10 protein-coding genes are annotated in these 13,926 nt (G+C 73.2%); 7 read left to right on the forward strand and 3 right to left on the reverse strand.

Annotated features, from left to right (window positions below; translation table 11 throughout):
- Positions 1-6 precede the first annotated feature (6 nt).
- The 4 genes from GVV04_RS29400 to GVV04_RS29415 all read left to right on the forward strand — a co-directional run bounded on the left by GVV04_RS29400 (position 7) and on the right by GVV04_RS29415 (position 4,467).
- Complete coding sequence (locus GVV04_RS29400) at positions 7-993, forward strand: carbohydrate ABC transporter permease (protein ID WP_161692273.1); 987 nt, start codon at positions 7-9, stop codon at positions 991-993.
- 12 nt (positions 994-1,005) lie between these two features.
- Positions 1,006-1,905, forward strand: coding sequence for a carbohydrate ABC transporter permease (locus GVV04_RS29405; protein WP_161692274.1), 900 nt, complete (start codon positions 1,006-1,008; stop codon positions 1,903-1,905).
- On the forward strand, positions 1,902-3,335 hold the full coding sequence (locus GVV04_RS29410) for a GH1 family beta-glucosidase (protein WP_161692275.1): 1,434 nt from the start codon (positions 1,902-1,904) through the stop codon (positions 3,333-3,335). The genes GVV04_RS29405 and GVV04_RS29410 overlap by 4 nt, the downstream gene beginning before the upstream one ends.
- Before the next feature lie 85 nt (positions 3,336-3,420).
- Positions 3,421-4,467: a LacI family DNA-binding transcriptional regulator gene (locus tag GVV04_RS29415; protein ID WP_161692276.1), complete on the forward strand. Its 1,047-nt coding sequence runs from the start codon at positions 3,421-3,423 to the stop codon at positions 4,465-4,467.
- 49 nt (positions 4,468-4,516) lie between these two features.
- Here GVV04_RS29415 and GVV04_RS29420 read toward each other — a convergent pair whose 3' ends face one another.
- Together GVV04_RS29420 and GVV04_RS29425 are read right to left on the reverse strand one after the other, a co-directional pair.
- On the reverse strand, positions 4,517-5,728 hold the full coding sequence (locus tag GVV04_RS29420) for an acyl-CoA dehydrogenase family protein (RefSeq protein WP_161692277.1): 1,212 nt from the start codon (positions 5,726-5,728) through the stop codon (positions 4,517-4,519).
- Entirely contained in the window at positions 5,728-6,831 is a 1,104-nt protein-coding gene (locus GVV04_RS29425) for a phosphotransferase family protein (RefSeq protein WP_161692278.1), read from the reverse strand. The genes GVV04_RS29420 and GVV04_RS29425 overlap by 1 nt, the downstream gene beginning before the upstream one ends.
- A gap of 148 nt (positions 6,832-6,979) precedes the next feature.
- On the opposite strand from GVV04_RS29425, the gene GVV04_RS29430 reads away from it, so the two are divergent.
- Positions 6,980-7,687 (forward strand): ACT domain-containing protein, encoded by a 708-nt coding sequence (locus GVV04_RS29430; RefSeq protein ID WP_161692279.1) that lies wholly within the window; start codon positions 6,980-6,982, stop codon positions 7,685-7,687.
- Positions 7,688-7,821: 134 nt separating this feature from the next.
- Positions 7,822-8,958 carry a GNAT family N-acetyltransferase gene (locus tag GVV04_RS29435; protein ID WP_161692280.1) on the forward strand — a complete coding sequence of 379 codons (1,137 nt, stop codon included), beginning with the start codon at positions 7,822-7,824 and terminating at the stop codon, positions 8,956-8,958.
- Between the two features lie 137 nt (positions 8,959-9,095).
- On the opposite strand, the gene GVV04_RS29440 is transcribed toward GVV04_RS29435, so the two are convergent.
- The gene (locus GVV04_RS29440) at positions 9,096-10,661 is read right to left on the reverse strand and encodes an aldehyde dehydrogenase family protein (protein WP_161692281.1); all 1,566 of its coding nucleotides are present in this window, start codon (positions 10,659-10,661) and stop codon (positions 9,096-9,098) included.
- 339 nt (positions 10,662-11,000) lie between these two features.
- Between GVV04_RS29440 and GVV04_RS29445 the strand changes: the two genes are divergently transcribed.
- Entirely contained in the window at positions 11,001-13,916 is a 2,916-nt protein-coding gene (locus GVV04_RS29445; protein ID WP_161692282.1) for a glycoside hydrolase family 9 protein, read from the forward strand.
- The last annotated feature ends 10 nt before the right edge of the window (positions 13,917-13,926 follow it).

The following is a 13,926-nucleotide window of genomic DNA, read 5'->3' on the forward strand; positions in this document are numbered from 1 at the left end:
CCGTCGATGAGCTTGGACCTCCACACCGCAGCGCCCCCCGGCGGGGGTGGTGACCCCGCCCGCCCGGCCCGTGCCGCGCACCGTCGCCCGGCCTCCCTCACCCGGCTGGACCTGAAGTACTCCCCGTACCTGTACGTCCTGCCGTTCTTCGCGATCTTCGCCGTCTTCAGCGCGTACCCGATCGGCTACACCATCTGGATCGCGCTCACCGACCGGTCGCCGCTGAACGCCACGATCAGCTTCGTCGGCCTGGACAACTTCGTCGAGCTGTTGACCGAGGACCCGCAGTTCTGGAACGCGGTGGTCAACACGTTCGGCATGTTCCTGCTCTCCACCGTGCCGCAGCTGCTGCTGGCGCTGGTGCTGGCCAACGCGCTGAACCGGAAGCTACGCGCGCAGACGTTCTTCCGGATGGCCATCGCGATGCCGATCATCACCTCCACCGCCGTGGTGGCGCTGATCTTCTCGATGCTCTACGCGAAGGAATTCGGCCTGGTCAACTGGCTGCTCGACCTGGTCGGCCTCGGCCCGATCGACTGGCGGGCGAACCGCCTCGCCTCCTGGTTCGCCATCTCGACCATGGTCGACTGGCGCTGGGTCGGCTACAACGCCCTGATCTACCTGGCCGCCATGCAGTCGATCAGCAAGGACATGTACGAGGCCGCGGCGCTGGACGGCGCTTCCCGCCGCCGCCAGTTCTGGTCGATCACCATCCCGCAGCTCCGCCCGACGATCATCTTCACGCTGATCGTCTCGACCATCGGCGGGTTGCAGCTCTTCACCGAGCCGCTGCTGTTCACCAGCGGCTCCGGGGGGATCTCCGGCGGCTCCGAGGGGCAGTTCCAGACGATCACCATGTACCTGCTCGACGTGATGAACACCCGGTTCCGCTGGGGGTACGCCGGCGCCGTGGCGCTCGTGCTGTTCCTGCTCATCGCGCTGGTGTCGCTGGTGAACTACCTGCTCGCCCGTCGCATCAGTTCCGACAAGTGAGGGTTGCGCCAGATGACGACCACGACGCTCCGCCCACCCGTACGCCGGACCCCGAAGGCGCCGCGCGACACCCACAAGGCCGACCGGCTCTGGAAGGCCACCCCGCTGACCTGGGTCGGGCTGGTCCTCGGCGTGATCCTCTCCCTGTTCCCGTTCTACTGGATGATCGTCATCGCGTCCCGGACGAACGACGCCGCCAACTCCTGGCCCCCGCCGTTCCTGCCCGGCGGCAAGCTCGGCGAGAACATCGCGCGGGTGCTGGAGAACGGTGACGCCAACATCGTCAAGGGGCTGATGAACTCGTTCCTGGTCTCCGGGACGATCACCATCGCCACGGTCTTCTTCGGCTCCCTGGCCGGCTTCGCGTTCGCCAAGCTGCGCTTCCGCGGCAAGAACGCGATGCTGCTGGTCATCCTCGCCTCGATGATGGTGCCGATCCAGCTCGGCGTGCTGCCGCTGTACATCCTGATGGCGAAGCTCGAATGGCTGAACACCATGCCGTCGGTCACCGTGCCGTTCCTCATCGGCGGCTTCGGCATCTTCATGATGCGCCAGTACGCCGAGCAGGCCGTCCCGAACGAGCTGATCGAGGCGGCCCGGGTGGACGGCTGTTCGACCTGGCGGGTCTACTGGCACGTCGTCGTCCCCGCGCTGCGGCCGGCGGCGGCCGTGCTCGGCCTGCTCACGTTCATGGAGCAGTGGAACCAGTTCTTCTGGCCGTTCGTGGTGCTCGCCGACCCCGCCAACCCGACCGTGCAGATCTCGCTGCGCAGCCTCAACACGGCGTACTTCGCCGACAACTCGCAGATCTTCGCGGGTACGTTGATCGCCACGCTCCCGCTGTTCATCGTGTTCGTCCTGTTCGGCCGCCAGATCATCGGCGGGATCATGGAAGGTGCCGTCAAATCGTGAACGATCCGATCCGTCCGCCCGCCGTCGGCGTCCTCGACCACGGCCCGGCGCCGATCTTCCCGCCCGGCTTCCTGTGGGGGGCCGCGACCGCCGCCTACCAGATCGAGGGCGCGGCCACCGAGGGCGGACGCGCCCCGTCGATCTGGGACACCTTCAGCCACACCCAGGGGCGGACCGTCGCCGGGCACACCGGCGACGTCGCCTGCGACCACTACCACCGGATGCCCGACGACGTGCGCCTGATGGCCGACCTCGGCCTGAAGTCGTACCGGTTCTCGGTGTCCTGGCCCCGGGTGCAGCCCGGCGGCTCGGGGGCGGCCAACCCCGAGGGGCTGGACTTCTACCGGCGGCTGGTCGACGAGCTGCTGGGCCACGGCATCGAGCCCTGGCTGACCCTCTACCACTGGGACCTGCCCCAGCCGCTGGAGGACGCCGGCGGCTGGCCGGCCCGGGACACCGCGGCCCGGTTCGCCGACTACACGGGGCTCGTCGCGGACGCGCTCGGCGACCGGGTGCGCTACTGGACCACGCTCAACGAGCCGTGGTGCTCGGCGTTCCTCGGGTACGGCTCGGGCGCGCACGCGCCCGGGCGCACCGACGGGGCGGACGCGGTCCGGGCCGGGCACCACCTGATGCTCGGGCACGGCCTGGCCGTCCAGGCGCTGCGGGCGGCCCGCCCCGACGCCCAGCTCGGCATCACGGTGAACCTCTACCCGGTCGACCCCGCCAGCGCCGCGCCCGCCGACGTGGAAGCGGCCCGGCGGATCGACGGGCTGGCCAACCGGTTCTTCCTCGACCCGGTGCTGCGCGGCGCGTACCCCGACGACCTGCGGGCGGACCTGGCGGCGGTCACCGACTTCGGGCACGTGCGAGACGGCGACCTGGAGACCATCTCGACCCCGCTCGACCTGGTCGGGATCAACTACTACAGCCGCCACGTGGTGGCCGCCCCGGTCGAGGGGGAGCCGCCGCAGGACTACTGGCGGGCGTCGACCTGCTGGCCGGGCAGCGAGGACGTCCGGTTCGTCACCCGGGGAGTGCCGGTGACCGACATGGACTGGGAGATCGACGCCCCCGGGCTGCTGGAGACCCTGGAGCGGGTGCACCGCGAGTACACCGACCTGCCGCTCTACGTGACCGAGAACGGGTCGGCGTTCGTCGACGCGGTGGTCGACGGTCGGGTCGACGACGCCGACCGGTTGGCGTACTTCGACTCCCACCTGCGGGCGGCGCACGCCGCGATCGCCGCCGGGGTGCCCCTACGGGGCTACTTCGCCTGGTCGCTGTTGGATAATTTCGAGTGGTCCTGGGGGTACACCAAGCGCTTCGGCATGGTGTACGTGGACTACGACAGCCAGACCCGCATTCCCAAGTCAAGCGCCAGGTGGTACGCCGAGGTGATCCGACGCAACGGTCTGGCCGCACAATAGGCGGGGCCAGCCAGTGACGGGCGGACCCGGCGCACCCCCCCGACGGCGGGGGCGCGTCGGGTCGTCCGATGTCGGAGGAGCAGAAATGACAACGCAGCGCACGCGGTCGCTCGGACGTCCGACCCTGGACGCGGTGGCCGCCCGCGCCGGCGTCGGGCGCGGCACGGTCTCCCGGGTGGTGAACGGCTCGCCCCAGGTGAGCCCCGAGGCCCGGGCCGCGGTGCAGCAGGCCATCGCGGAACTGGGGTACGTGCCCAACCGGGCGGCCCGGGCACTGGTCACCCAGCGGACCGACTCGGTGGCGCTGGTCGTCTCCGAGTCCGGTGACCGGGTCTTCACCGAGCCCTTCTTCGCCGGAATCGTCCGGGGGGTCAGCTCCGGCCTGCTGGAGACGCCCCTGCAGCTCTGGCTGGCCATGGTGCAGTCCCCGATCGAGCGGGAGCGGGTCGAGCACCACCTGACCAACCAGCACGTCGACGGCGTACTGCTGCTCTCCCTGCACGACGCCGACCCGCTGCCGACCCTGCTGGAGGAGCGCGGCCTGCCGACCGTGCTCGGCGGCCGGCCGGCCCGGATGCTGCAACCGGGGGCGCAGCCGGCGCACTACGTCGACGTGGACAACGTCGGCGGCGCCCGGCACGCCGTGGAGTACCTCTTCGCCTGTGGGCGGCGGCGGATCGCCACCATCGCCGGCACCCAGGACATGGGCGCCGGCGTGGCCCGCCTGACCGGTTACCGGGAGGCGGTCCAGGCCACCGGGGCCGGGCTCAACCCCGACCTGATCTCGTACGGCGACTTCAGCGAGGGCAGCGGGGCGGCCTGCATGCGCCGGCTGCTGGAGGTCTGCCCCGACCTCGACGCGGTCTTCGTCGCCTCCGACCTGATGGCCTTCGGCGCGCTGCGGACGCTGCGCGAGGCCGGCCGGCGGGTGCCGGAGGACGTGGCGGTGGTCGGCTTCGACGACGCCCCGGTGGCCCGGCAGGCCGACCCGCCGCTGACCACGGTCTTCCAGCCGGTCGAGGAGATGGGCCGGCAGATGGCCCGCCTGCTGGTGGCCCGCATCCGCGGCGACGACCTGCCGGCCAACCACATCCTCCTCGACACCCACATGGTGCGCCGCGCCTCGGCCTGACCCCCTCGCGCCTCGCCGCCCACCGTCCCCGGGCGACGGTGGTGGGGGTTCAGAGCCAGCGGCGGAGTTCGCGCTTGGCCAGGGACGAGCGGTGGACCTCGTCGGGGCCGTCGGCCAGGCGCAGGGTGCGGGCCTGGGCCCAGAGGGCGGCGAGCGGGGTGTCCTGGCTGACGCCCGCGCCGCCGTGCCCCTGGATGGCCTTGTCGATCACCCACTCCGCCATCGTCGGGGTGGCGATCTTGATGGCCTGGATCTCGGTGTGCGCGCCCTTGTTGCCGACGGTGTCCATCAGCCAGGCGGTCTTGAGCACCAGCAGCCGGGCCTGCTCGATGCGAACCCGGGACTCGGCGATCCACTCCCGGACCACGCCCTGCTCGGCCAGCGGCCGGCCGAACGCGATCCGCTGGTTGGCCCGGCGGCACAGCAGCTCCAGGGCCCGTTCGGCCATGCCGATCAGCCGCATGCAGTGGTGGATGCGGCCCGGGCCGAGCCGGGCCTGGGCGATGGCGAAGCCGGTGCCCTCGGCCCCGACCAGGTTCTCCGCCGGCACCCGGACGCCCGTGAAGTCGACCTCCGCGTGCCCGCCGTGCGACGCGTCGCTGTAGCCGAACACCGTCATCCCGCGCCGCACGGTCACCCCCGGGGTGCCCCGGGGCACCAGGATCATGCTCTGCTGGCGGTGCCGGTCGGCGTCGGGGTCGGTCTTGCCCATCACGATGAGGAGCTCGCAGCGCGGGTCCATCGCCCCGGACGACCACCACTTGCGGCCGTCGACCACGTACTCCTCGCCGTCGCGGGTGATCCGGGTGGCGATGTTGGTGGCGTCGGAAGAGGCCACCTCCGGCTCGGTCATGCAGAACGCCGAGCGGATCTCGCCGTCGAGCAGCGGCTTCAGCCAGCGCTCCCGCTGCGCCTCGGAGCCGAACTCCGCCAGCAGCTCCATGTTGCCGGTGTCCGGGGCGGCGCAGTTGACCGCCTCCGGGGCCAGGTGCGGGCTGCGCCCGGTCAGCTCCGCCAGCGGCGCGTACTGGAGGTTGGTCAGCCCGGCGCCGTAGCGCGGGTCGGGGAGGAAGAGGTTCCACAGGTCGCGCCGACGCGCCTCGGCCTTCAGCTCCTCCAGCACGGGCGACCGCGACCACGGGTCGCCGGCCGCCGCGACCTGCTCGGCGTGCACCGCCTCGGCCGGGTAGACGCACTCGTCGAGGAACGCGGTCAGCCGCGCGCGCAGCTTCTCGGTGCGGGCGTCGAACTGGAAGTCCATCACTTCTCCCTGACTGCGCGCAGCCCGTGCTCGACCAGCGGCGCCACCAACTCGCCGATCCGGTCGAAGCCCCCGCCGAGCGTCTGCCCGAGGGTGTGCCGGTAGTGGATGCCCTCGCAGATCACCGCGAGCTTGAAGCAGCCCAGGGCGATGTGCCAGTGCAGCGGGCCGACGTCGACGTCGCTGCGGCCGGCGTACCGGTCGATCAGCTCGGCCCCCGAGGGGAAGCCGGCGCGCGGGCCGAGCCCGTCGGCGATCGGATTGCCGACGGCCGCGTCGCTGTCGCCGAGCACGGACCAGTACGTCAGCAGGAGCCCGAGGTCGGCCAGCGGGTCGCCGAGGGTGGCCATCTCCCAGTCCAGCACGGCCCGCACCGACACCGGGCCGGGTGCGGTCGGGCCGGTTCCGACGGTGGCGAGGAGATTGTCCAGCCGGTAGTCGCCGTGCACGATCCGGCCCGCGTTCGCGCCGCCCTCGGGGACGGAGCCGGCGAGCGCGTCGCGCAGCTCGTCGACGCCCGGCAGCGGACGGCTGCGGGACTGGTCGAGCTGGCCGGCCCAGCGCCGGACCTGCCGGCCCAGGAAGCCCTCGGGGCGGCCGAAGTCGGCCAGCCCTACCGAGGCGGGCTCGACCGCGTGCAGGGCGGCCAGGGTGTCCATCATCGCCGTCGCCAGGTCGCGCCGCTGCCCGTCGGTCAGCGGGTCGGTCTGCGACCGGCCGCGGAACACCTCGCCGTCGACCTTCTCCATCAGGTAGAAGGGCGCGCCGATCACGTCGGTGTCGGGGCAGAACAGCAGCGCCTCGGGGACCGGCACGGCGGTCGGGGCGAGCGCGGAGATGATCCGGTGTTCCCGGGCCATGTCGTGCGCGGTGGCCAGCACGTGCCCGAGCGGGGGCCGGCGCAGCACCACCTCGTGCCCGCCGGAGCGGAGCAGGTAGGTCAGGTTGGACTTGCCGCCGGCGATCAGCCGGGCCCGCAACGGCGCGGCGGCCAGCTCGGGGCGACGCGCGCCCAGGTAGGCGGCGAGCCGGTCGAGGTCAAGCCCTCTCGGAGCACCCGCGCCGGCACCGCCGCCCGTGTCGGCTACGGCCGAATCGGTCATCCGAATAGTTGATGGCACCTCAGCCGTCCTGTCAAGGCGGGTTTTTCCCCGGGGACATCCCACGGCAACGGGGGTGAAATGGTCAACCGGCAGGCTGTGCCCAGCCTGCCGGCCGTCAGGGGTCGGCCCGTCCAACGGAGGGACGACCATGTTGCTGAGAGTTCGGGTGACCCTGCCGGACCGTCCCGGCACCCTCGGCCAGGTGGCCCGCACACTCGGGGTCTCCGGTGCCGACATCGTCCAGGTCGTCGTCCTGGAGCGGCTCGGCGGGCGGGCGGTCGACGACTTCACCGTGGTCTGGCCGGGGGCCGCCCGGGTGGAGCGGCTGCTGGCCGGCCTGGCCGCCATCCCGGGGGTCCGGGTCGACGGCGTCTGGCGGGCGATCGGCGCGCCGACCACCACCGGGCAGGACGCCGAGCTGCTGGCCCAGGTCGCAGGCAACCCGGCCGACGGGCTGGCCACCCTGGTCGACGCCGGGCCCGGGCTGCTCGCCGCGGACTGGGCGGTGGCGGCGGTGGTCCCGCTGGACTGGGCGTCGCGCACGGGCGCTGCCGGCGGCGACGCCACCGTGGCGTACGCGAGCTGGCGGACGCCCGTTCCGCCCGCGCTGCCCGAGGTCACCCCGTTGCGGGCCCGCGCGCTGACCGGCACCGACGGCACTCACTACGCGATCGCGCCGTTCGGCCGGGCCGGCCTGGTGCTCGTGGTGGCCCGGGACCAGACCGGGATGCTGACCCCCGCCGCGTTCCACTCCACCGAGGTGGACCGCCTCGCCCAACTGGTCCGGGCCAGCGCGGTGATCCTCGGCGACCGGCTGGACCTGGTGGCTGCCCCGCCGGTGGTGGCCGGCGGTTGAGCGACCGGCCCGCGCCCGTGGCGGTGGTCACGGCCTGTGGTGAGGGTCATGCGGCGGTTCCCCGGTCGTCACCGCCGGGCAACGGCCCGGCAACAGCGGCCCGGCATCGTCGTGGACGGGGAAGGGAGACAATCATGGCGCTGTGGCGGATTCGTGCCACCGTGGACGACCGGCCGGGTTACCTGTCGGTGCTCACGGCGAGCCTCGCGTTGCGCGGGGTCAACATCCTCACCGTGCAGGTGCACACCACCGAGGTGGGCGCGGTCGACGACTTCCTCGTCGACGCACCCGACTCGCTCGACGAGGCGGAGCTGGTCGCCGCCGTGGAACGGGGCCGGGGGCGGGACTGCTGGGTGGCGCGCAGCGAGGCGCGGGGCCTCGCCGACCAGCCCACCCGGGTGCTCGGCCTGGCCACCCGGCTGGTCCGGGACCCGGACGCGACGGGGGAGGTGCTGCGCACCCTGCTCGGCGCCGACGAGGTCACCTGGCGACCCACCCCGGTCCGCGGCGGTGTCACCGGCACCACGATGGCGCTGCCCGACCCGACCGGTGGGTCGTACGAGCTGAGCCGGGTCGCGCCGATCTTCACCCCGGCCGAGTACGCCCGGGCCCAGGCGCTCGCCGAACTCGCGGCGACCGCGGCCCGCCGGACCGCCGACCAGGTCACCCTGGTCCTGCCCGACGGCGCCGAGCTGGTCGTCCGTCCGTCCGGCGCCGACGACCTGGCCGGCGTGCTGGAGCTGCACGAGCGCTGCTCGGCGCGGACCCGGCAGCGCCGGTACCTCAGCGGGGCGGCACTTCCCGCGCCGGCCCGGCTGCGCCGGCTGCTGGAGCCGACCCAGGGCCTGACCCTCGTCGCGACCGCGACCGCGACCGGCTCCGGCGCGACCGCGACCGGCTCCGGCGCGACCACGACCGGCTCCGGCGGTGCGGTGATCGGCTCCGGCGGGGCGGCGGAGCCGGTCGTCGCGATGGCGAACCTGCTCGCCGAGGGGGACGAGGCCGAGGTGGCGCTGCTGGTCCGCGACGACTGGCAGCGGCGAGGGCTCGGCACGGCCCTGCTGCGCCGGCTGGTGGGCCACGCCGAGCGGGCCGGTCTCGTGGCCCTGCAACTGCACGTCCAGGCGGAGAACGTGCCGATGCTGCGCACGCTGGCCCGACTCGCCCGCCCGACGGCGGCGGAGCGGGACGGCTCCGTGGTCACCGTCACCGTGCCGCTCGCCGCCGCCCCGGTGCCGGTGCCCCCGGTGCTGCCCGCCCAGCGTCGCTGACCGGCCAGCGCCCGGGGCCAGCGTCCCGGGGCCAGCGTCCCGGGGTCAGCGTCCCGGGGCCAGCGTCCCGGGGTGAGCTGTCGGCGGGCGGGCCCCTGCCGCGCCCCGGAGGCGGTCGGCAGGGGCCCTGCCGCAGCTCAGGTGGCGGGGTAGCTGTTGTAGTCGGGGAAGTTGCCGTACAGGCGGTCGTCGCCGCCGACCGTGACGGCCTGCACCAGCAGGTCCCCGCCGACGAAGGCGCCCTTCCAGGAGGCGCCCCGGCCGCCGAACGACTCGTCCCGGTCGCCGCGCGAGCGCGGCTTGTTGATGCCGACCTTGAACGCCTGGAGGTCGACCGCGAGCTTGCCGGCCAGCTCCTCGTCGTCGCAGGCGAGGCTGGCGACCAGCGCGCCGTTGGAGGCGTTCATCGCGGCCAGCAGCTCGTCGGTGGTGTCCACCACCACGATCGTGTCGACCGGCCCGAACGGCTCGGCGTGCATCAGCCGGGACCGGCCGGGCGGGGCGAGCAGCACCGCCGGGGCCACGTACGCCGAGGTGTCCTGGCCGGCGAGGAACGGCGCCCCGGTCAGCTTGCCCCGGTGCAGCGGGACCGCGCCGCCGCGGACCGCCTCGTCGACCTTGCGGCGCAGCTCCTCGGCCTTGGCCCCGCTGATCAGGGGGCCGAAGTCCAGCTCGGGCAGCGGGTCGCCGGCCCGCCAGTCCTCGTCCACCGCGAGTGGATGGCCGAACCGGATCGAGCGGACCACCGGCAGGTACATGTCGAGGAACTCGTCGACCAGGTCGCGCTGGACCACGAACCGGGGGTACGCGGTGCAGCGCTGCTTGCCGTACTCGAAGCCCTTCCTCAGGTGCCCGGCGAGCAGGTCCCACCGGGAGAAGTCCCAGATCCCCCAGGCGTTGAGGCCCTCCTGCTCGATGAAGTGCCGCTTGTCGGAGTCGAGCAGCGCGGCGGCGACCTTCCCGCCGTTGGACCGCCCGCCGACGAACGCCACCGCGCCGATCTCCGGGGCGCGCACCAGCACCTCGGACAGCTCCTCGCCGCCGCCGGAGACCAGGGTGGCGGGGAGCCCGGCGCGGCGCATCAGCGCGTGCGCGACGGTGAGGCACACCGCGCCGCCCTGGGAGGGGGTCTTCGCGATCACCGCGTTGCCGGCGAGCAGCTGCACCAGCTCGGCGTGCACCAGCACGCTCATCGGGTAGTTCCAGCTGGCGATGTTGCTGACCGGGCCGGGCAGCGGCTCCCGGCCGTCGGCCAGCATGCGGTCGATCTCACCGGCGTACCAGCGGACCCCGTCGAGGGCCCGGTCCACGTCGGCGCAGGCCAGCCGCCACGGCTTGCCGATCTCCCAGACGAGCAGCAGGGCGAGCAGGTCGCGGTGGGCGGTGAGGGCGTCCAGGGCGTCGGTGACCCGGGACTTCCGCTCGGCCAGGGGGGTCTGTGTCCAGTCGCGGTGCGCGACGGCGGCGAAGGCGACCGCGGCGCGGGCGGCGTCGGCGTCCAGCCGGGGCAGGTTGACCAGGACCGTGTTGTCGACCGGGGTGCGAACGGGGTGCGGCACACCGCCCGCCCGCCAGTCGCCCTCGACGAGGTTGCGCAGGGTGGTCACGCCGTCCGCCTCGGGCCCGAAGGCCTCGGGCGCGGCGGCCACGGCGCGGGCGAGGGTGTCGGTCCAGGCGGTTCCGTCGGCGAGTCGTAGAGCCATCGGGTCTCCTCAGGGTGCACCGGGGGAGCGGCGGCGTCGATGGCACCGCTGGTGGCCGTACTGTCCCGTGCCGATGTGCAAACGGCAACAGTACGTTCGTATCCCAGGACGCGAGTCGCCGCGTGAGCCGCCCGCTCCGCACCCGCCGATCGGTCGTCCCAGTCCGCGGGTCTTCCCAACGGCGCGATCCGCTCGATACATTGTCGAGCATCCATGGGAGCGCTCCCGCGCCTCCTTGGCCCCCCACCACCACCCGCCGTCGGCGGCGCCGACCCGAGCCCGACGCCCGTTCCGCGTCCGGTCGGCGCCGCCGTGGCACCATCCGTCAGGAGCCCGCACATGCGTCACCCGATCCGGCCCTCCCGGCCGCCGTCGCCCGCCGGGGACCCGCCGCGGCCCGCCCGCCGCAGTCGCCCCTGGCTGCGTCGACTGCTCGCTTCCGCCGCCGCCCTGGTCGGCGGCCTCGCCGTGGGGGTCGCCGCGCCCCAGGCCGCCCCCGTCGCCGCCGCGCCCGCCTTCAACTACGCCGAGGCGTTGCAGAAGTCGCTGTTCTTCTACGAGGCCCAGCAGTCCGGGAGGAAGCCGGCCTGGAACCGGGTCTCCTGGCGCGGCGACTCCGCGCTCACCGACGGCTCCGACGTCGGCGTGGACCTCACCGGCGGCTGGTACGACGCCGGCGACCACGTGAAGTTCGGCTTCCCGATGGCGTTCAGCACCACCATGCTGGCCTGGGGCGCGGTCGAGTACCGCGCCGGGTACGTCGCCTCCGGGCAACTCAGCTACCTGCTCGACAACCTGCGCTTCGTCAACGACTACCTCGTCCGGGCGCACCCCGCGCCGAACGTCCTCTACGGGCAGGTCGGCAAGGGCGACGACGACCACAAGTGGTGGGGCCCGGCCGAGGTCATGCCGATGGCGCGGCCCGCGTACAAGATCGACTCTAGCTGCGGCGGCGCGGACCTGGCGGGGGAGACGGCGGCCGCGCTGGCCGCGTCGTCGATGGTGTTCCGGCCCACCGACGCCGCCTACGCCGACAAGCTGCTCGGGCACGCCAAGCAGCTCTACACGTTCGCCGACACGGTGCGTAAGAGTTACCACGAGTGCATCACCGACGCGACCAGCTTCTACCGCTCGTGGAGCGGCTACCAGGACGAGCTGGTCTGGGGCGCGATCTGGCTGCACCGGGCCACCGGCGACGCCAGCTACCTCGCCAAGGCCGAGAGCGAGTACGACAAGCTCGGCACCGAGAACCAGACCACCACCCGGTCCTACAAGTGGACCATCGCCTGGGACAACAAGCAGTTCGGGGCGTACGTGCTGCTGGCCAACCTGACCGGCAAGCAGAAGTACGTCGACGACGCCAACCGCTGGCTGGACTGGTGGACCGTCGGGGTGAACGGGTCAAAGGTCAACTACTCGCCCGGCGGGATGGCGGTGCTCGACTCCTGGGGCGCGCTGCGGTACGCCGCGAACACCTCGTTCGCCGCGCTGGTCTACAGCGACAGGACCACCGACGCCACCCGCAGGGCGCGCTACCACGACTTCGCCGTACGGCAGATCAACTACGCGCTCGGCGACAACCCGCGCAGCTCCAGCTACGTGATCGGGTTCGGGGCCAACCCGCCGCGCAACCCGCACCACCGCACCGCGCACGGCTCCTGGTGGGACAGCCAGACCGTGCCGACCGAGACCCGGCACACCCTCTACGGCGCGCTGGTCGGCGGCCCGTCGACGGCCAACGACGCGTATACCGACAGCCGGTCCGACTACGTGATGAACGAGGTCGCCACCGACTACAACGCCGGCTTCACCTCCGCGCTGGCCCGGCTCTCCTCCGAGTACGGCGGCAGCCCGCTCGCCGGCTTCCCGGGCACCGCGACGCCCGACCTCGACGAGCTGACCGTGGAGACCACGGTGATGCAGGCCGAGCCCCGCGCCACCGGGCTGAAGGCGATCATCTACAACAAGTCGGCGTTCCCGGCCCGGGCGCTGACCAACGGCAGGTTCCGCTACTACTTCCGCCCCGACGGCACCGGCCCGGTGCAGGTCACCCCCGGCTACACCCAGGGCTGCCCGTCGCCGGCCACGGCCAAGCAGTACAGCGGCGACATCTGGTACGTCGAGGTGGACTGCACCGGGCACACCATCGCCCCGGCCGGCCAGTCGCAGCACCGGATGGAGGTCCAGTTCAAGGTCGGTGTGCCGGAGGGCGGCACCTGGGACCCGACCAACGACCCGTCGTACCAGGCGACCGCCGGGCCGAACCGCAAGGTGCCGCTGTACGCCGGAACCGCCCGGGTCTGGGGCGAGGAGCCGACGTCGACGCCCACCGACACCACCCCGCCCACCGCGCCCGGCGCCCCGGTCGCGTCCGCGCTCACCCCCACCTCGGTCACGCTGACCTGGCCCGCGTCCACCGACACCGGGGGCAGCGGCCTGGCCGGCTACGAGATCACCCAGGAGACCGTCGGCAGTGACGCGCTGGTGCTGCACCGCAGCACCACCAACAGCCTGACCGTCCCGTCGCTCGCCCCGGCCCGGAACTACCGGTTCTGGGTGAACGCCCGCGACGGCGCCGGCAACCGCTCGACGTCCTCGCCGACGGTCGCGGTGGCGACCCCGGCCGGGGGTGGCCCCGACACCACCCCGCCTACCGCGCCCGGCACCCCGACCGCGTCGGCCGTCGGCCCGACCGGGCTCACCCTCACCTGGGGGCCGTCCACGGACGACGTCGGGGTCACCGGCTACCGCGTCTACCAGAAGACGTGGCCGGTGGACACCGCTCTCGCCACGGTCACCGGCACCACGTATGCGGTCACCGGGCTGGCCCCCGCCACCGCGTACGGGTTCTACGTCGTCGCGCTGGACGCCGCCGGCAACCCGTCGACCCCGTCGCCCGCCGTCACGGTGACCACCGGGACGCCCACGCCCACCGGTTCCTGCAGGGTCGGGTACGCGACCAGCGACTGGAGCACCGGGTTCACCGCCAACATCACGATCACCAACACCGGCACGACGGCGCTCACCGGCTGGACCCTGGCGTTCGCCTTCCCCAACGCCGGGCAGCAGGCTGGCCAGGCATGGTCGGCGAACGTCACCCAGACCGGCACCGCCGTGACCGCCTCGAACCTGTCCTACAACGGGGCGCTCGCACCGGGGGCCTCCACCAGCTTCGGCTTCAACGGCACCCACCCCGGCACCAACCCGAAGCCCACCGCGTTCACCCTGAACGGCTCCCCCTGCACGATCGCCTGACGCCACTCCC

Source organism: Micromonospora rubida (assembly GCF_009908295.1).
Classification (GTDB): Bacteria; Actinomycetota; Actinomycetes; order Mycobacteriales; family Micromonosporaceae; genus Micromonospora; species Micromonospora rubida.